The organism is Paraniabella ginsengisoli, assembly GCF_022513635.1.
GTDB lineage: Bacteria > Bacteroidota > Bacteroidia > Chitinophagales > Chitinophagaceae > Niabella > Niabella ginsengisoli.
The window spans coordinates 26,091-44,762 of record NZ_JAKWBL010000002.1; the positions used below are offsets into that span (position 1 = coordinate 26,091).

Here is an 18,672-nt window from a genome sequence, read left to right on the forward strand (position 1 = left end):
GACATCAATTTTATTTACATCAATCTTTTTAACACCTCAATAGTCTTGGCCACCATTTCATTAGTAGTATCCAAATGCAGCACCAGCCTTACTCTTTGTGGCGCAATAGCATAACCTAGAATGTTTTTTTCTTTCAGTTTTGCAACAAGTTCTTTAGCTGTTATTCCCTTTGTTTCAAATATAATGATATTGGTTTCTACTGGTAGAACTAGTGATACGAAGCTTGCGTCATTTAAAACTTCAGCTATAGCTTTTGCATTTTCATGATCCTTTGATAAGCGTTGGATGTTATTTTGTAAAGCATAAATTCCTGCAGCCGCCATAAAGCCTGCCTGGCGCATGCCGCCACCAAATACTTTTCTTACCCTTCTGGCTTTTTTAATAAAATCAGTATTGCCTAATAATAAACTGCCAACCGGACAACCCAGACTTTTTGAAAGACAAATAGAAATGCTATCGAAAATTTCGCCGTATTGTTTGGGTGTTTCATTTTTTGCAATAATGGCGTTGAACAACCGTGCACCATCAATATGAAAAGCTAAATTGTTTTCATCACAAACCTGTTTGATATTTTTCAGTTCTTCAAAATCGTAACAACTACCGCCACCACGATTGCTGGTATTTTCAACACATACAAGACTGGTTCTTGCGCGGTGTACATCATCCGGCTGTATGGCTTCCGCCACTTTCGTTGAGTCGATGCGGCCTCTATCGCCATTAAGCAACTTTACCGAACAGCCTGAATTAACCGCAATGCCACCGCCTTCATATTGGTAAATATGTGCATCGGCATCACAAATAACTTCATCGCCAGGTTGTGTGTGGCATTTGATGGCAATCTGGTTGGTCATGGTGCCGCTGGGACAAAACAGTGCGCCTTCTTTGCCGAACATAGAAGCGGCTAATCGTTCCAGCTCGTTTACCGAAACATCTTCTCCAAAAACATCATCGCCAATTTTGGCATGCATCATTGCTTCTAACATAGCGCCGGTCGGCTTTGTAACAGTGTCTGAGCGGAAGTCGATATATGTCGTCATATTAATCTTGTTCCTTCAAATTTAATTGAATGAATGCATTTGCACGAAGTTTGTATAGTATCTTTGATGTTGACGTTTATAATTAACTTCTAAATAGAAACAATAAGAATATGCCATCATTTGATTTTGTAAGTAAGGTAGATGCGCAGGCGTTGGATAATGCTGTAAACGTAGTTTCCAAAGAAATTGCCAATCGCTTCGATTTTAAAGGGTCGCACCTTGTGATCGATCTTGATAAGAAAACATATACGCTGAAAGTAGAGACCGAAGATGATATGAAGATGAAACAGCTCATTGACGTACTGGTAAATCGTGCACACAAACAAGGTATTGCGCCAGAAGCTTTCGATTTAAGTAAAGAAGGAAGCATGATCGGTAAGGCCTGGAAAAAGAAATTTCCGTAAGAAACGGTTTGAAGCAGGAAGATGCTAAAAAGATCGTTAAACAAATTAAAGATGAAGGATTGAAAGTGCAGGTTGCTATTAACGAGGAGGTGGTACGTGTAACAGGTAAGAAAATCGACGATTTGCAAACTGTTATACAGGCATCGAAGAATTGGGATTTGGGAATCCCGCTTCAAGTAGAAAATATGCGTAGCTAAAGAATGGAAATATAGAATATTGAACTGGAAATGTTGATTGAAGTATATTTCACATAAAGCACGGAAGAGTACGGATCATTTTCTAAGAAGCTGCGCAATCTGTCAATGATAGGAGCATTCAAAATTTAATATTCATCATTTTATATTTTGTCTTACCTTCGCCGCTCTCCAAAAGGAAACTTTGGAGCAAAAATTATTAATAACCAGTACGGCAAAATCCGTACAACCTTAAAAATCATAAAGTTATGAAGCAAGGTCTCCATCCAGAAAACTACCGTTTTGTAGTTTTTAAAGACATGAGTAATGGCGATGCCTTTTTGGGAAAGTCTACTGCAAACTCTAAAGAAACAGTTAAATGGGAAGATGGTAATGAATATCCGGTAATTAAACTGGAAATTTCTAGCACTTCTCACCCGTTCTTTACGGGTAAAAATATGCTGGTTGACACAGCCGGACGTATCGACAAATTCAAAAGAAAATACGCGAAAAAGTAATTTTTCTATTGATAGAAAATTAATATTATTAAAACCTCGCTTTTGGCGAGGTTTTTTCGTTTTGTTTATTTTCATGAATTAAATAATCAGATTTATAATGAAGTACTTTAAATATGTTCTGCTGGTTACAGCAGTCCTTTACTCAATCCTTTCTTTTTCTCAGGTAAAAAATCTTGATGTTGATCTGACCAACTATAAATATCCTTTTGATGTAAAGTTTATTGTATTGAAAGTTCAGCAACAACAGTTGAAAATGGCTTATATGGATGTGCAATCGGCAAATCCCAACGGCAAAACAATTGTATTGCTTCATGGAAAAAATTTTAATGGAGCCTATTGGCGGCAAACTGCAAAAGAATTAAGTAATAGCGGTTTTCGTGTAGTAATTCCGGATCAGATAGGTTTTGGAAAATCATCGAAACCCGAAAGTTTTCAATATACCTTTCAGCAACTTGCAGAAAATACCAAGAAAATTCTGGATACACTCGGAATACAAAGCGCTACCATATTAGGACATTCAATGGGTGGGATGCTGGCCACGCGTTTTGCACTTATGTATCCTAATATAACAGAAAAGCTGGTGCTTGAAAATCCAATAGGGCTTGAAGACTGGAAGTTAGTCGTGCCTTATCAGTCGGTAGATGACTGGTATAAACGGGAACTCGGTCAGTCTTATGAAAAAATAAAAAGTTACCAGCTTAAAAGTTATTACGATGGGAAATGGAAACCTGAATATGACGAATGGGCAAATCTGCTTGCTGGCTGGACTCTAAATAAGTAATATCCGCTTATCGCCTGGAATGCCGCCCTTACATATGATATGATATTTACACAACCTGTTGTGTACGAGTTTGAAAAAATAAAATGCCCAACCTTGCTCATTATTGGAACCCGCGACAGGACAGCGCTTGGTAAAGACCTGGCACCAGATGCAGAACAAAAAAAGATGGGACTTTATAATGAATTAGGCAAACAAACTGCTAATAAAATTCCTGGTTCGGTTTTGGTACAATTGGATAATGTAGGTCACATGCCGCATATTGAAAGTTTTAGCCGATTTCTAAAACCGTTGCAGGCTTTTCTAAATAAGTAATCACTTAAATAATCAATAAAATTAAACTTTATGAACATTACACTGGAGCAGGCCGAAAAGGCAATTGCAGCATCGAAAGCTAAAGCCACAGAAATTGATACAAAAATGAATATTTGTGTGGTAGATGCAGGCGCAAACCTGGTAGCTTTTGCACGTATGGATGGTGCCTGGTTAGGGTCTGTAGACATCTCATTTAAAAAGGCTAAAACAGCCCGGTATTTTGATATGCCAACTGGCGAAATCGGAAAACTGTCGCAGCCCGGCGAAGCATTATATAATATTGAGCACTCGAATGGCGGGTTGATTAGTTTCCCTGGTGGATTACCTATAAAAAACAAAGAGGGCGATATCATTGGAGCAATTGGAGTAAGTGGCAGTACTGTTGAAAATGATCATACAGTAGCTAACGCTGGTATTGAGGCGTTGTGAAAATGAAAAAATTGTAATAAAAAAACCGGCGCGAGGCCGGTTTTTTTATTTTGAGAAAAAGATAATTATTAGAAAATATAACGAATACCTAATTGCATATTCCATGTACTTGCGAAATCGTAATATTTGCTATAAACAGGCTTGGCAGTTGACGGATTATAGGTGTATTTGCCGCTGCTTACGCCCAAAATACCTTGGTCAGCAAAGCTGCCATAATTATAAGTATATCTATTGCCCCAACCGTTATTGAACATATTTAGTAAGTTTTTAATATCCACACTAATTTGCAAAGTGTGCTTTTTGTTTCCGATAGTTGGAGCGATATCCTGGAGCAGCCTGAAATCTAATTGATTTACCCAAGGAAGAAGAGCGTCATATCTATCAACATACTCGCCTTTACGATTTTTTAATTGTTTATCGTTTTCAATAAAAGACCAAAATGCGTCGGCCTGCTCTATGGGAGTGTAAGTTGCAGTAACTGCACCAGCGGCATTTCTAAGTGTTAAAGTAGTGAATTGTTGCTCTAAGCCGTCCCTGCTTTCTGGAACAAAGAATAAATCATTTGTTGCCCCATCACTATTCACATCGCCGCCATACCTATAGAGATATCTTTCTTGTGATGCTCCTGAATAAAATAGACTAACAGTAGTAGCTAAATTTTTATTAGCATATTCTACCCTGTATGAAGCATAAGCGTTAACTCTATGAGGAACATTGTAAGCAGAAAAACCAATTTCAGGATCATTTGGATTGCTTATGATGGGATTTTGCGTCCACGAACTTTGTGACCTGTCTCCATTATTGGGAGAAATATCTTTTGCATTTGCATAAGTGTAGGCAACTGATGCTTGCCAATTTTTAGAGAATCTTTTAGCTAATTGGCCGGTTAAAGCGAAGGAGGATCCTTTTGAAGTGTTATCCATAACAAAGACTTGTCCGACTTTTGAAGAATATGAGCTATTGTATGTATTTCTGTCATCATCGCCAAAGCCTGTGCGTGGCCCCTTAACATCTCCCAAGTTTGCATTGTAATGATATACACCATTAATTGTTTTAGAGAAAAGGCCTTCAATTGTTGCAATGAAACCATTTCCAAGGTTTTTGTCAACTGCAAGGTTACTTCTCCAGATTTGAGGGATTTTAAAATCAGGAGCAGTAACGCTATAATAAGATCCGGGAATAATACCTACTGACGGAGGTAAGGTTGCAGGAGCATGTGCTGTTCTATCAGGATTGAATAAATAATCATTCATATTCGCATTTGGGGCAGTGTAAGTCGCTTGCGTATTAAGGACTCCATTGTCTGAAGATTGGTTTACAAGCCATACAAAAGGAATTCTTCCTGTGAAAATGCCCGTACCTCCTCTCACGATCCAACTTCTGTCTTCTCCGGCAGTATAAGTAAAGCCAACTCTTGGAGAAACTAATAATCTTGCTTTAGGCCAAACTCCCACATCTGCGCGAAATTCATTGCCTGATGGATCATGTAGCGGAATAGCATATAAAGAATCATTTGATACTTTATCGCCAGGATAAAATGGTAAATCAAATCTTGCTCCATAAGTAAGCTTTAGGCGATCGTTAACCGTGAACACATCTTGAAGATAAAAGCCGAGCTGAGCAAAATTTGCTGAAGCAGCTTGAACATCTGTCCTGTCTTCATTGCTATATGTAATGGCAAAAACTGAAGGTGCATTATTGTCTAGAAAATCTTGTAAGGATGCATAGCGATAATAACTTTGCCCACCAAAGTTTGCAAACGAGTTTTCGAAGGTCATATAATCGAAGCTAGCACCAGCTAAAAAGCTATGTTTGCCTAAGTTCCATGTTAAATTATCTGCAATGTTTACAGTGTTATTCTTAACATAGTTTTGATAAGAATATAACTCTGAGCCAAAACTCAGAAGCACGTTGTTTGCATCGCGCATAATGTCAACAAATGGAAACTGCTGACCTGGAGTAGCGCGAAAATCGTGCACTTTAGTATAAGATGCTAAAAATTGGTTAGAGACACTACTGCTGAATTTGCTATTTAATTCTCCTACTATTGAATAAACATTATTGTTTTGTTTATAGTTTGAATTAGAAAAGCCTAAACCTCCTGATGACCCACCTCTACGGCCATTGCTAATTCTAGGATTAGGGCCGCTGCTTGCATTAATTAAAACATCATCCGAAGTTTCAGATTGATTGTATCTGATCGAAAAGCGGTTGTCCTCGTTTATATTCCAGTCGATGCGGGCTAAAAATTTTGTATTTCTTGTGCTGAAATCGTATCCCGAGTAAGACCCAGGGTCATAACCATATTCTGATTTTAAATAGTCACTTAGCCTTATCATATCTGATTCCAAAACGTTTGGTACTGCATTGGGATTTGGGTCACCCGTAGTTTTTGAGGGAACCCATGATTGTCCTGGGCTTGTACGTCTGTCAATTTCACCATTTAAGAAGAAGAATAGTTTGTTTTTGATAATAGGGCCACCAATACTTGCTCCAAAAATATTAGAAGACGACTTGAGTGCGTCAGCTAGGTCTGTTCCATCGACCTTCTTCCCGTTAAAGCTTTGGTTCCTATAGTAATCATAAACTGTAGCAAAAATCTCATTTGTGCCCCGACGTGTAACGGCATTTATGCCGGCCCCAGTAAAGCCGGCCTGGCGTACATCGTAAGGTGCTAAATTTACTTGAATTTGATCGATCGCGTCAATAGAAATAGGCTGCGATGCGCCACCGGGTAGCGGATTTGTTCCCAAACCAAAATTGTTATTAAATACTGAACCATCCACCGTTATATTATTAAAGCGGTTACTCATTCCAAGGAAACTGCCACCGTTTGCCTGAGGTGTCAACTTAGTTGCGTCCAATAAACTTCTGTTGATATTGGGTAGATTAACTATTTCTGTACGAGAAATATTAGTTGCGGCACCAATCCGCTGATTTCTGCCTGTAGCAGAAACAACCACTTCAGATAATTCTTGGGAAGCATTGGACAAGTTTACGTCAGCCTGATATACTTCGCCCAAGGGTATATTAATGTCTGTTAATTTATAGCTTTCATATCCTACATTAGTTACTTCAAGTGTGTAGGGGCCTCCAGGGTTAAGATTTTGGATATTGAAACTTCCTCCAGATTTGGTAATTGCACTATAAACCGTTCCTGTAGGAGTATGGGTCAATATTACAGTTGCTCCTAATAAGACTTCATTATTGAGCCCTTTTACAGTCCCGGATGCACTACTGGTAGTTACCTGTGCATTAACTATTGCCGTCGAAAAAATTGTTAGAGCAATAAAAAAGAGTAGTTTCTTTAGCATAGAAAAGAGTATTTAAGCAGCAAAGAAAAGCAATAAACTTTAACATTTGAACCATTAATGTTAACAAATTGTAACCTTGTTTTAACATATATAATTATTGATTAACATCAAGTTTTGTAAGAATATGAGATAGTTTATGCTATGCATTAACAATTTTTTAATCTTGAGGTACAGGTTTTGCATAAATTTAAAAAACCTGTCAAAATAGATTGACAGGTTTTAAATTGCACCTACTAAGAATATTCTCTTTATAAATAACTCAAATTGGTTTTTGAGGTCAACGAAAGAAGTGTTTCATACATCAGGTTAATTGTACTTTCAATATCATCTTTATGAATCATCTCTACCGTTGTATGCATATAGCGCAATGGCATAGAGATCAGCACAGACGGACAACCATCATTAGCGTATGCAAACGAATCGGTATCGGTACCAGTGCTGCGCTAAGCGCCCTCCATTGCACAGGTATCTTTTTATCCTCCGCTACTTTCTCCACAAAAGCCAGTAGCTTATTGTGAATGGCCGGCCCATAAGCTAAGGAAGGTCCTTTGCTGCAAGCCACATCTCCTTCTATTCTTTTATTGATCATGAAGTGGCTGGTATCATGCGTTACGTCAGTAATTATGGCTACATCGGGTTTTATACGGCGAGCGATCATTTCCGCGCCTCTGAGCCCTATTTCTTCCTGCACTGCATTTACAATATAAAGGCTGTAAGGAAGTTTCTTTTTGTTTTCTTTAAGCAAGCGAGCAACTTCAGCGATCATGAAACCTCCTATGCGGTTGTCAAAAGCGCGTCCCACATAAAAATCATTTGCCAGTTCATCAAACCCATCCTGATAGGTAACTACGGCACCTATATGTATACCAAGCTCTTCTACTTCTTTCTTACTTCTTACACCACAGTCAATACACAGGTTTTCTACCTTAGGTTGATTTTCATTTTCTTTGCCAATACGGGTGTGAATAGCTGGCCACCCAAATACACCTTTTACAATACCTTTTTTACCATGCACATTTACACGAAGGCCAGGCGCTATCTGATGATCAACACCTCCATTTCTTTTTAAAAAGATAAGGCCGTTATCAGTAATATAATTTACAAACCAGCTTATTTCGTCAGCATGGGCCTCTATAACTACTTTAAAAGGTTGTCCAGGATTAATGATTCCCACCGCCGTTCCATAAGGATCAACAAATTGTTCGTCGATATAGGGCTTCAAATATTCCAGCCATAATTTTTGCCCCCAGGTCTCAAAACCTACCGGAGAAGCATTATTAATATAATCTTTAAGAAAATTAAGGGAGTTAGAAGTCAGTATTGACGCTGCTTTTATTTCTTTCTTTTTCGTAGTTTTTGCTTTTGCCATATATTTTGTATTGGGTTCAAACGTACATAAAATAAGCTAATTAGCCAATGCGATAATTAGCCAATGTGCCAATTAGCTAATGGTTTAACGTTTCAGGGTTAACGGGTGTACATCCCTGAAACCTGAAACCCGAAACTGTTAAAACTTTCTGTTGCCACGCATCTTTTTGTATAATTGATTCGTCCAAAACTAAAAGGAATTAAAATGAAGCGATTTTTGCTCATAGCAATTTTAGCTGCGCCATTATTTTTTATTTATAACACTGCTGATGCGCAGCGCGGCAGGTATTATCGGTCCTATCCAATGTATCGTTCCCGACCCATGGTATCAGTGGGTATTGGCACCGGTTTTTATGGCCCACGAATTTGGAGTTCGGTTTGGGGGCCTCGGGTTGGTGTTAACGTTGGAATTGTGGTGCCGCCTCCCGGCTCACGTGTAAGAGGTTTACCGCCTGGCGCAACTAAAACTGAAATTAATGGTATTACTTACTATCAGCACAACAATGTATATTTCCGTGAAAGGCAGGAGGGAGGTTTTGAAACGGTAGAAGCTCCAATTGGCGCAAAATTGAGCAGGCTTCCGGTTGGTGCTAAACTCAAAAAGATCGATGGTAAATATTATTATGAAAAGGATGGAACAATTTATTATAAATGGGACGAGGATGGAAGGTCGAGTTACGAAATTGTAGGTAAAGATGGATATTTAAACAGCGATAATGACATCTATGAAAAAGATTATGAGGAACCAATAGAGGCTGATCAACCTTACAACGAAGAAAAGGAAACGTTACCTATTAATGATGATAGCGTTAGTGAAAATGATGAGCATACTGAAGTGTACACTGTAAGGCCACAAGTGGGCGATCAATTTGATCGATTACCCAGAGACAGCAAAGAGGTTAATGTAAATGGTAAAAAGCAATATGTTTCGAAGAACGATATTTATTATAAGGAAGTGACAGTAGATGGCAAAACTTTTTATGAAGTTGTAAAAGTGAAATAATTAAAATTTTGTTGATTGTTTTTTGTTTTAAACTTAGAAACCGCTCGTCAGAGCGGTTTTTTTTAGAATCTATTTTTTAAATGTTTTATTGAAATGACATCAATATAGAGCTTTCTTTACTTTCAAGTGTAGAAGTTCCCATTAAAAATTCATCTACTTTTCTGGCACACTCGCGCCCTTCGCTAATGGCCCAAACTACTAAGCTTTGGCCGCGGCGCATATCGCCGGCTGCAAATACTTTAGCTACATTGGTTGCGTATTTACCTTCTTCTGCTTTTACGTTACCACGGTTATCGAACTCAATACCTAATTGCTCCAATAAGCCAGCTTGCTGTGGATGAACAAAGCCCATTGCCAGCAAAGCCAGTTCGCATTTTATTTCTCTTTCACTTCCGGCCACTTCTGTAAACTTAGCTTGTTGTCCTGGTGCTGGGGTTGTCCACTCAAGATCAACAACTTTCAGTGCCGCCAGATTTCCATTACCATCACTAATGAATTCTTTAGTTGCAATGCTCCAGTGTCTTTGTGCACCTTCTTCATGGCTGGTGGTCGTTTTCAACAGCATGGGGTAAGTAGGCCAAGGCATACCTTCGGTTCTTTCTTTCGGTGGCGTTGGCAATAATTCAAACTGCGTTACGGATGCAGCTTTGTGCCTGTTGCTGGTACCAACACAGTCACTACCTGTATCACCGCCACCAATCACTACAACGTTTTTACCGGTTGCTAACAATTCTTCAGATAAAATATTGCTCTCAATATCTTTATCAGCAAGAAAATCTTTGCCAGCTACGCGTTTGTTATTTTGCTTCAGAAAGTCCATTGCAAAATGAACTCCATTCAATTCGCGTCCTGGAACTGGAAGATCTCGCGGAATGGTGCTGCCGCCACTTAACACAATGGCATCAAATTGACGCATCAAATCATCAATCTTTACATTTTTACCAACATTCGCATGGCATTTGAAGGTAACGCCTTCTTCTTGCATGTGTGCAACACGTCTGTCAATAACCCACTTTTCCAATTTGAAATCAGGAATGCCGTAACGTAGTAAACCACCAGGTTGTTCGTCGCGTTCGAAAACAGTTACAAGGTGACCGGCATAATTTAACTGAGCTGCGGCGGCAAGTCCAGCGGGACCACTACCAATAACAGCCACTTTTTTCCCGGTTCTTATATTGGGCGTTTTTTTTGCTACAAAACCTTTTTCAAAGGCTATTTCAATAATATGTTTTTCGATTTCTTCTATAGCTACAGGGGGTTGATTGATGCCTAAAACACAACTTGTTTCGCAAGGTGCAGGACAAATGCGACCTGTAAACTCAGGAAAGTTGTTAGTAGATGCTAATATTTCGTAAGCTTCGCGATATTCTTTTCTATACACGGCATCATTGAACTCTGGAATTACGTTTCCTAAAGGACATCCGCTATGACAAAAAGGTATACCGCAATCCATACAACGTGCGGCCTGGTGATTTAATTTTTCCTCAGGAAATAGCTCCGCAAATTCACGATAATCCTGAAGTCTTTCTTCCACCGGTTTTTTAGATGGAAGTTCTCTGGTAAATTCTAAAAATCCTGTTGGTTTACCCATTTCAATATTGGATTTGAAATTTTAGATTTGAGATTTTATTGATGCCAATTGTACATCTGTACAAGAGTGCGACGCAAGATCGATGCTATATATTCTACAGCTGGGATCATAATTGCTAATCTCAAATTATCAGTGATAAAAATTATTTTTTAAAAAATGTTATTTACAGCAAAGTGTAATTGTGGAAATACATTGCTCTGAACCATACTTTCTTCCGAAAATGGTTTTAACCCGATATATTTTCCATTTTCCAGTACATACATAAAAATAGCGCGATCGGTAACATCTACCATCCAATATTCCAAAACGCCGTTTTCCTGATACAGATCGAACTTTATATTCATTTCCTTCCTGGTATTTCCTGGCGAAAGAATTTCGATAATAAGATCGGGAGCGCCAACGCAACCCCTGGTATCTATCTTGTTTTCATCACAGATCACACACAAATCGGGTTGTACTACGGTATGAATTTGCTCATCCTCTTTACTCTGTTTGTAGTTTACCAAACGAACGTCAAAAGGGGCTACAAATAACTGACAATCGGACTGATGAAAAACCTTATCTAAGTTTCTGGTAAGAGCCAGAGATACTTTTTGATGAGATACATTCGGTGCAGGACTCATTTTAAAGATTTTACCTTTAAAGAGTTCCACTCGCTCTTTAAAACGCCATAGCAGATAATCCGCGTAAGTGTACGTTCCGTTTAAATTGAGTTCGTTAATATCTGTAACTATTTTGGACATATTTTCGAAATAGAATATAATCCCGCAAAATTATGTAACGCTTTTTATATTGAATTCAGGTTAATAGTTCATAGCATTTATCATGAGCTATTAACCTGAAATTCGTTTACGCTATTTGTTTTTGTTCCACTTTTGCCTGCATGATTTTTTTGTACTCGCTTGGGAACACTTTTACAAAGTTTTTAAGTTGGTTCTCAAAATCATCCAGCACAAACTTAGCTACAGTACTGTTGGTATATTGGTAATGCTTTTCTATTTCTTTTTGAAGGAAGGCGGCATCTTCAGCATCAACAGGATCAAGCTCTACCATTTCCATGTTACAGTTTCCTGCAAAAGTTTGAGCCGTGTCATAAATATATGCAATACCACCGCTCATACCTGCTGCAAAGTTGCGGCCTGTGCTTCCTAAAATAATAGCACGCCCACCAGTCATGTATTCGCAACCATGATCACCAATACCCTCCACAACCATTGTTGCGCCTGAGTTGCGAACGGCAAATCTTTCGCCAGCTTGACCACGAATAAAGGCTTCGCCACCTGTAGCGCCATAGAATGCTACGTTGCCGATCAAGCTGTTTTCTTCTGGAACAAAGCCAGCTTTTTTATCTGGATAGATGATCAGTTTAGCGCCACTCAAACCTTTACCAAAATAGTCATTGGCATCGCCTTCTAGTTCAAGGGTAATACCTTTGTTACAGAATGCGCCAAAGCTCTGTCCTGCTGTACCTTTCAGTTGAATATGAATCGTGTCTTCAGGTAATCCGACATCGCGATAAATTTTGGTGAGCTCGTGAGAAAGAACGGTGCCAGCTGCACGATCTGTATTTACAATATCGAAAGATGCTTTTATTGGTGTGCCATTTTCTAATGCAGGCTTTGCTGCTTCAATAAATTCCCAATCTATAATGGTATCTAAGCCATGATCTTGTTTTTCGGAGTTATAAATGCCCACACCTTCTTCAGCTGGTTCTTTATAAAGAATAGGAGATAGATCTAAACCTTTGTATTTCCAATGGTCGATGCCTTCCCTGATCTTCAGTTCATCTACCTGGCCTACCATTTCGTTTACAGTTCTAAAGCCCAGTTCTGCCATCAACTCGCGCATTTCCTGCGTAATGAATTTGAAAAAGTGAACTACGGCATCTGCGTTACCAGTAAAGCGTTTCCTTAAATCGGGATCTTGCGTTGCAATACCAACAGGACAAGTATTTAGATGACATTTACGCATCATGATACAACCTTCCACAACAAGTGCGGCTGTGGCAATACCCCATTCTTCGGCTCCTAATAAAGTAGCAATTACGATATCACGACCCGAACGCATTTGCCCGTCGGTTTGTAATACTACACGGCTGCGCAATTTATTTTTTACAAGAGTTTGCTGCGCTTCAGCAAGGCCTAATTCCCATGGTAATCCTGCGTGGCGGATAGAACTTAATGGCGATGCGCCGGTTCCACCATCGTGGCCTGCAATCAGCACTACATCTGCTTTTGCTTTAGTAACGCCAGCGGCGATTGTTCCAACACCTGCTTTACTTACCAGTTTTACATTAATACGTGCATGGCGATTGGCATGTTTAAGATCGAATATTAATTGTGCCAGATCTTCAATAGAATAAATATCGTGATGCGGCGGTGGTGAGATCAAACCTACGCCTGGCGTTGAGTGCCTGGTGCGGCCGATCCAATCATCCACTTTATGTCCGGGAAGTTGTCCGCCTTCACCCGGTTTTGCACCTTGAGCCATTTTGATCTGCAACTCATCTGCTTCGGTTAAATACAAACTTGTAACACCAAAGCGGCCACTTGCAACCTGTTTGATGGAGCTGCGCATGCTATCACCATTTTCCATTGGTTTGTAACGTGCTTCATCTTCTCCGCCCTCGCCAGTATTGCTTTTGCCACCGAGGCGGTTCATTGCGATAGCCAGTGTGGTATGTGCTTCCCAGCTAATGGAGCCAAAGCTCATTGCGCCAGTAGCAAATCTTTTATAAATAGCTTCTGCCGGTTCTACTTCGTCTATTGAAATCGATGGGCGTGTTCTTTTAAAATCGAACAAACTGCGAATGGTAATTGCTTTTTTACCTTGCTCGTCAATAAGTTTACTATACTTTTTAAATGTGTTATAATCGCCCATGCGTGTTGCATATTGCAACAGGTGAATGGTTTGCGGATTAAACATGTGAGCTTCACCTTTACGTTTCCATTGATAGAAGCCTCCTGTTGGAAGTTGATCTACCGGAAGTTGCTTACGTGTAAAAGCAAATTGATGCTTGGCCAATGCTTCACGGGCAATTTCATCAAGGCCCATACCTTCGATACGTGAAGTTGCGTTAGTGAAGTAATTATTTACTACTTCTTTATTGATACCTATGATCTCAAATATCTGCGCACCCTGATAAGACTGAAGTGTAGAGATTCCCATTTTAGAGAATACTTTCAGCAGCCCGTCACTTACAGCTTTGATGTAATTTTTGTGAAGCTCTTCAACAGATTTATCGGATTTTATTTTTCCAGTTTCTTTTAATAACCTGATGGTTGAAAATGCCAGATAAGGATTGACAGCGGTGGCTCCAAAACCCAGCAAACATGCAAAATGGTGTACTTCCCATACATCACCTGCTTCCACTACAATTCCTACTTTACCCCGAAGTCCTTTCTTAATTAGGTGATGATGTATAGAAGAAACGGCAAGCAAAGATGGAATGGCGGCATGGTCTCCATCGATGGCACGGTCTTGCAATACCAATACTTCGAAGCCATCGTTCACCGCATCTTCTGCATATCTGCAAAGCCTGTCCAATGCACGACGCATAGAACCAGCTTTGCCGTCGGCAACAAAATAACATTGAATTGTTTTTGCCTGAAAACTACCGGTGTCAATGCTTCTGAGCTTTTCCAATTCGTAATTGGTAAGCACTGGTTGTTTTAAAGCTACTACGTGGCAATCTTTTTCATCTTCTATTAGCATGCTTCCGTTGTTGCCTACAAAAGTAGCCAGCGACATTACCATTCTCTCCCTGATAGGATCAATTGGCGGGTTGGTTACCTGTGCAAATAGCTGCTTAAAGTAGTAGCTTAAATGTTGTGGCTGATCGCTTAAAATAGCAAGCGGCGTATCAACCCCCATTGATCCGATAGGTTCTTTACCATCCGTAGCCATCGGCAGAATCAGGTTTTTCAACATCTTCTGATGTGAAGCCAAATGCTTTTTGATATTTGAATATCTGATCATCGCTTAAATTGCTGAACATTACACGAGGTTCTGGCAATTCGTTCAGTTTTATTTTATATTGGTTTAACCAATCGCCGTAAGGCTTTTGATTGCAAATGTTTTGCTTCAGCTCCTCATCGCTAATGATGCGGCCTTGCTCCATATCAACCAAAAACATTTTTCCAGGCTGCAATCTTCCTTTCTCTATTATGGTACTTTGGTCTACCACCAAAGCGCCAGTTTCTGACCCCATTATTACACGACCATCTTTAGTAACACAGTAGCGTGATGGGCGCAAGCCATTGCGGTCAAGCGTAGCTCCGATCATTTTTCCATCGGTGAATGATATAGAGGCCGGGCCATCCCATGGTTCCATCTGGCAGGCGTGAAATTCATAAAAAGCCTTTTTCGCAGGATCCATGTCGTCGTTGCCATCCCATGCTTCGGGTATCAGCATCATCATTACATGTGGTAATGAACGGCCCGTTAGCGCCAGTAATTCGATCATGTTATCTAAACAAGCTGAATCGCTTTGTTCATTACTAACGATAGGGACGAGCATATCCATTTCCTCGTCAGTAAATAAAGGTGATTCGAAATTTGACTCTGCAGAGCGCAACCAATTTAGGTTTCCCTGTAACGTATTAATCTCCCCATTATGTGCAATAAAGCGGAAAGGCTGTGCTAATCTCCATGAAGGGAAAGTGTTAGTTGCAAATCTGGAGTGTACCAATCCAAAAGCACTTACAACACGCTTATCCGAAAGATCCTTATAATACTCTCGAACCTGGTGGCTCGTAAACTGACCTTTATATATTAATGTGCGGCAGGATAATGAAGAAATGTAAAATCCGATAGGATCTTTCTTCACAGCGTTGCTTGTTATATGTGTGGCGTATTTACGTAACACAAATAACTTTCTTTCAAATTCGATACCTGTTTTAACACTATCGGGGGTGCTATAAAAACCTGCTCAATTGCTGGTTCAACATCAAGTGCGCTGGGGCCGATACCTGAATTATTAACAGGTACTTGGCGCCAATGAATTACCTTCATCCCCATTTTTTCTGCGGCCCTGTTGAAAATGTCACGGCATTCTTCGCGAAGCCTTAATTCTTTAGGGAAGAAAACCGCACCAACAGCATACGCTTCGATTGCTGGTAATGTAATGCCTAAGTGTAATAATTCATCATAAAAAAACTCATGGGGAATTTGAATCATAATACCTGCGCCATCGCCAGTATTTGGTTCGCAACCACAAGCACCTCTGTGTTCTACACATTCGAGAATTGTAAGCGCATCTGAAATGGTTTGATGATTTTTATTGCCTTTTATATTAGCAACAAAACCAATCCCACATGCATCGTGCTCAAAAGATGGGTCATAAAGACCTTTGTTTTCTGTCATAGTTCCTTATCAAATTTTTACAAAAAAATTTTGGTCTTTCAATATGGGGAAGGCAATCGAGAGCCGTGTAAGTTAATTAAAAAAATTGATAATTTGACGAAGTGGCTATTTGTTGAGCTGAAAATTATTAGTTTTCTAAAAAATCTTCAGATTGTTGAATTATTTCTAATAGAAAATTATAGTAATTGCACGTTTGGATGATAAGAGAATACCGGAATTGGAGCTGCTTCTAACCGAATTCTAATAATTAATAGTGTAACTGACAATTATTATTCTCAATTAAACATTATAGTAAGAAGTAGTCTTTCTTTATGATTGCATTATGTATTGGAAATCTGTTTTTGATTTTTCAGAAAAAGTACATAATGATGCAGTAAAAAGGTTGGGAAAAAAGTGATTCAATGCTTGTCTTTTTATCTTGAACCTATGCTGATAATTGCCAATACAAAGCGAAAAGTCAATTACTGTCTAAAACTCCAATCCGATTTTAAACGATATTCTTTTTAAGTGAAACGATTTTGCTTCAAGCAATACATTTTCTTCTAGTTCCATATTGGGGATGTATCTGATTCCGTACTGACGCTCTTTATATCCTTTATAGGAATGCCCGATTGTAAAATTGATAGCGGTAGTTTTAAAGCCTACACGGTAACCCACACCAATCTCATAATAAGATCCGGGATTACGTTTCAGTGAAGAACCGCGGGTTGGTGTTTGACCTTCGGGTTCTACTACAAAATTAATACCCCCGTCGGCATATACAAAAGGAGTTGAAGGCTGATGTAAAATATTTTTACGAATATCTAAAAACAATGGCAAGGATTGCTGATAATAAGCATCGAGTCCTCCGCCAATACCGGCAAACCAGGTTTTAAACCTGGTGCCATGAATGGTTTGTATAATCACATTTGTTTTGTTTTCGCCAAATGGTACGCCTGCGTTAATATGACCGGCGTATTTTATCGGGGAGCTTTGAGCAATTGTACATGAGGCAAATAGTAAGCCTGCTAGTGCCAGAAAGCACGTTCTAAACCTTTTTTCATCGCTCTGATTCTGTTTTGATGTTATTTTTTGCTGATGTCGATGGTGCTTATGAGTTTAATATTGTTGGGGTCTCTATAATCATATTGATATATTCCAGACTCACCACTTACAATGGCAATGCCGTTTATAGGTATTACATCAAAAGTATCTAAGCCTTTGATATGCTTCACTAATTTTAGATCGTTCACATCAGTGATATCATATATCTTAAGCCCATCTTTGCCATCGCATATAAATAGCAGGTTGCCGGATAACCCCAATCCATGCGGGCTTGTCATTGGATATTTCTTAAGCAACGTAGGGCTGGTTAATGATGCTGTAGAATATATCTGTAACTCATTTACTCCATCCCAGCAGCGTGTCCCATTTCTCAGGGTAACAAAAGCGTGCGTTTCGTTTGCCACTACAGGGTCACAACTTCTTACATGAGTTACGGATGAAAGCTGTGTAGGGTCGTTGGGGTTGGCTAAATCATAAATATACATACCATTTAATGAGCCTATATACAGGTTTTCTTTAAATGGATATATGGTTTCAATCAACCAGCCTATTTGTTTTCTCTGTACAAACTCAGGTTTCATGTCAGCAGTAATATTGAATATTGATAATCCCGATCCATCTACTGTAAACAGGCGTTCTTTAAGGGCGGCAAACCTGGCCATGGAACCGCCTGTGCCATAAATTGCTCCCACAGCCCCGGAGGCAGAATTGCTAAATGCTAAGTTACCCGTCGCATCAAAAAACACGATCTGCTGTCCATCTTCTTCAACAACATCTCCGCTTGTTTCAATAACCGTATCTTTTACTATATAATCTACCACAATTTCGGCATCGAGAGGAGTGGGTTGAGCGCCGGGATACCAGGGAAACACATTCTCAATGATGTTTTTTATCGACGGTGCGGTGGGATCGGAAATATCAATGGTCCACAATTCCCTATTCATATCTGCATACAAAGAATTGTTCTTTGTTGCCATGTCTACATTACCTGGTATTTTTATAAAGCCAATATTTTTAGGATTCGATGGGTCTGTATTGTCAATAATATGCACCCCCTTCCACGTTTCCGAAATCAACAGGTAGTTTCCTTTTACATATATTTTGCTAGGGTTTTTCAATGGAATGGGTGTACTTAGTTGCACATCCGAGCGTACCTCCGCAAGGGTTTTGGTAACGGGAGTATAAAGAGTGACATACCGTGTTGATTTAAAATTATCTTTCAGGCAGCTTTGTGCTATAAACAACAGCATTATTGAAAGTAGGGGCAATCGCAATTGAGTTGGCACAGCAAGTTTGGTAAAATTTTGTTTTTCAGTTCTCATAATGGCTTTTGT

The 18,672-nt window shown here is 39.4% G+C and carries 16 protein-coding genes and 1 pseudogene; 6 read left to right on the forward strand and 11 right to left on the reverse strand.

The genetic code is table 11. The features are described 5' to 3' along the window. Positions 1-14 precede the first annotated feature (14 nt). Positions 15-1,037 carry a low-specificity L-threonine aldolase gene (gene ltaE, locus MKP09_RS11225; protein WP_240829904.1) on the reverse strand — a complete coding sequence of 341 codons (1,023 nt, stop codon included), beginning with the start codon at positions 1,035-1,037 and terminating at the stop codon, positions 15-17. Between the two features lie 110 nt (positions 1,038-1,147). Here ltaE and MKP09_RS11230 point away from each other — a divergent pair. The 5 genes and pseudogenes from MKP09_RS11230 (at position 1,148) to MKP09_RS11250 (ending at position 3,654) form a co-directional block, all read left to right on the forward strand. Further along, positions 1,148-1,638, forward strand: a pseudogene (locus tag MKP09_RS11230) (YajQ family cyclic di-GMP-binding protein). Between the two features lie 245 nt (positions 1,639-1,883). After that, positions 1,884-2,132 carry a type B 50S ribosomal protein L31 gene (locus MKP09_RS11235; protein ID WP_240829925.1) on the forward strand — a complete coding sequence of 83 codons (249 nt, stop codon included), beginning with the start codon at positions 1,884-1,886 and terminating at the stop codon, positions 2,130-2,132. Between the two features lie 97 nt (positions 2,133-2,229). Next, positions 2,230-2,913 (forward strand): alpha/beta fold hydrolase, encoded by a 684-nt coding sequence (locus MKP09_RS11240; protein ID WP_240829932.1) that lies wholly within the window; start codon positions 2,230-2,232, stop codon positions 2,911-2,913. Between the two features lie 39 nt (positions 2,914-2,952). After that, positions 2,953-3,225, forward strand: a complete 273-nt coding sequence (locus MKP09_RS11245) for an alpha/beta fold hydrolase (protein ID WP_240829934.1) — start codon at positions 2,953-2,955, stop codon at positions 3,223-3,225. A gap of 30 nt (positions 3,226-3,255) precedes the next feature. Beyond that, positions 3,256-3,654, forward strand: coding sequence for a GlcG/HbpS family heme-binding protein (locus tag MKP09_RS11250; protein ID WP_240829937.1), 399 nt, complete (start codon positions 3,256-3,258; stop codon positions 3,652-3,654). A 68-nt stretch (positions 3,655-3,722) separates the two neighbouring features. Here MKP09_RS11250 and MKP09_RS11255 read toward each other — a convergent pair whose 3' ends face one another. The 3 genes from MKP09_RS11255 to MKP09_RS11260 form a co-directional block, all read right to left on the reverse strand. Then, a complete protein-coding gene (locus MKP09_RS11255) occupies positions 3,723-6,968 on the reverse strand; it encodes a TonB-dependent receptor (RefSeq protein ID WP_240829939.1) in 3,246 nt (1,081 codons plus the stop codon). A gap of 248 nt (positions 6,969-7,216) precedes the next feature. Then, the gene (locus tag MKP09_RS25985; protein ID WP_317235304.1) at positions 7,217-7,354 is read right to left on the reverse strand and encodes a hypothetical protein; all 138 of its coding nucleotides are present in this window, start codon (positions 7,352-7,354) and stop codon (positions 7,217-7,219) included. After that, positions 7,348-8,337 (reverse strand): zinc-binding metallopeptidase family protein, encoded by a 990-nt coding sequence (locus tag MKP09_RS11260; protein WP_262915324.1) that lies wholly within the window; start codon positions 8,335-8,337, stop codon positions 7,348-7,350. Before MKP09_RS11260 ends, MKP09_RS25985 begins: the two co-directional genes overlap by 7 nt. 204 nt (positions 8,338-8,541) lie before the next feature. Here MKP09_RS11260 and MKP09_RS11265 point away from each other — a divergent pair, with 204 nt between their 5' ends. Beyond that, positions 8,542-9,339, forward strand: a complete 798-nt coding sequence (locus MKP09_RS11265) for a DUF6515 family protein (protein ID WP_240829952.1) — start codon at positions 8,542-8,544, stop codon at positions 9,337-9,339. An 85-nt stretch (positions 9,340-9,424) separates the two neighbouring features. On the opposite strand, the gene MKP09_RS11270 is transcribed toward MKP09_RS11265, so the two are convergent. The 7 genes from MKP09_RS11270 to MKP09_RS11295 all read right to left on the reverse strand — a co-directional run bounded on the left by MKP09_RS11270 (position 9,425) and on the right by MKP09_RS11295 (position 18,660). Further along, positions 9,425-10,930 carry a glutamate synthase subunit beta gene (locus MKP09_RS11270; RefSeq protein WP_240829954.1) on the reverse strand — a complete coding sequence of 502 codons (1,506 nt, stop codon included), beginning with the start codon at positions 10,928-10,930 and terminating at the stop codon, positions 9,425-9,427. Between the two features lie 149 nt (positions 10,931-11,079). After that, positions 11,080-11,673 carry a Uma2 family endonuclease gene (locus MKP09_RS11275; RefSeq protein ID WP_240829956.1) on the reverse strand — a complete coding sequence of 198 codons (594 nt, stop codon included), beginning with the start codon at positions 11,671-11,673 and terminating at the stop codon, positions 11,080-11,082. Positions 11,674-11,779: 106 nt separating this feature from the next. After that, positions 11,780-14,908, reverse strand: a complete 3,129-nt coding sequence (gltB, locus tag MKP09_RS11280) for a glutamate synthase large subunit (RefSeq protein ID WP_240829968.1) — start codon at positions 14,906-14,908, stop codon at positions 11,780-11,782. Next, positions 14,820-15,797 carry a hypothetical protein gene (locus MKP09_RS25990; RefSeq protein WP_317235305.1) on the reverse strand — a complete coding sequence of 326 codons (978 nt, stop codon included), beginning with the start codon at positions 15,795-15,797 and terminating at the stop codon, positions 14,820-14,822. Before MKP09_RS25990 ends, gltB begins: the two co-directional genes overlap by 89 nt. Then, on the reverse strand, positions 15,770-16,294 hold the full coding sequence (locus MKP09_RS25995) for a hypothetical protein (protein WP_262915325.1): 525 nt from the start codon (positions 16,292-16,294) through the stop codon (positions 15,770-15,772). The genes MKP09_RS25990 and MKP09_RS25995 overlap by 28 nt, the downstream gene beginning before the upstream one ends. 468 nt (positions 16,295-16,762) lie before the next feature. After that, positions 16,763-17,200, reverse strand: a complete 438-nt coding sequence (locus MKP09_RS11290) for a hypothetical protein (protein ID WP_240829987.1) — start codon at positions 17,198-17,200, stop codon at positions 16,763-16,765. 158 nt (positions 17,201-17,358) lie between these two features. Next, positions 17,359-18,660 carry an LVIVD repeat-containing protein gene (locus MKP09_RS11295; RefSeq protein ID WP_240829989.1) on the reverse strand — a complete coding sequence of 434 codons (1,302 nt, stop codon included), beginning with the start codon at positions 18,658-18,660 and terminating at the stop codon, positions 17,359-17,361. Positions 18,661-18,672 lie beyond the last annotated feature (12 nt).

Excerpts from the sequence above, each read along its gene's own strand:
- MKP09_RS11255 (WP_240829939.1), bottom strand. The coding sequence starts at position 6,968 with ATGCTAAAGAAACTACTCTTTTTTATTGCTCTAACAATTTTTTCGACG.
- MKP09_RS11265 (WP_240829952.1), top strand. The coding sequence starts at position 8,542 with ATGAAGCGATTTTTGCTCATAGCAATTTTAGCTGCGCCATTATTTTTT.
- gltB (WP_240829968.1), bottom strand. The coding sequence starts at position 14,908 with ATGATCAGATATTCAAATATCAAAAAGCATTTGGCTTCACATCAGAAG.
- MKP09_RS11245 (WP_240829934.1), top strand. The coding sequence starts at position 2,953 with ATGATATTTACACAACCTGTTGTGTACGAGTTTGAAAAAATAAAATGC.
- MKP09_RS11250 (WP_240829937.1), top strand. The coding sequence starts at position 3,256 with ATGAACATTACACTGGAGCAGGCCGAAAAGGCAATTGCAGCATCGAAA.
- MKP09_RS25995 (WP_262915325.1), bottom strand. The coding sequence starts at position 16,294 with ATGACAGAAAACAAAGGTCTTTATGACCCATCTTTTGAGCACGATGCA.
- MKP09_RS11275 (WP_240829956.1), bottom strand. The coding sequence starts at position 11,673 with ATGTCCAAAATAGTTACAGATATTAACGAACTCAATTTAAACGGAACG.
- MKP09_RS11240 (WP_240829932.1), top strand. The coding sequence starts at position 2,230 with ATGAAGTACTTTAAATATGTTCTGCTGGTTACAGCAGTCCTTTACTCA.
- MKP09_RS11235 (WP_240829925.1), top strand. The coding sequence starts at position 1,884 with ATGAAGCAAGGTCTCCATCCAGAAAACTACCGTTTTGTAGTTTTTAAA.
- MKP09_RS11270 (WP_240829954.1), bottom strand. The coding sequence starts at position 10,930 with ATGGGTAAACCAACAGGATTTTTAGAATTTACCAGAGAACTTCCATCT.
- MKP09_RS11295 (WP_240829989.1), bottom strand. The coding sequence starts at position 18,660 with ATGAGAACTGAAAAACAAAATTTTACCAAACTTGCTGTGCCAACTCAA.
- MKP09_RS11260 (WP_262915324.1), bottom strand. The coding sequence starts at position 8,337 with ATGGCAAAAGCAAAAACTACGAAAAAGAAAGAAATAAAAGCAGCGTCA.
- ltaE (WP_240829904.1), bottom strand. The coding sequence starts at position 1,037 with ATGACGACATATATCGACTTCCGCTCAGACACTGTTACAAAGCCGACC.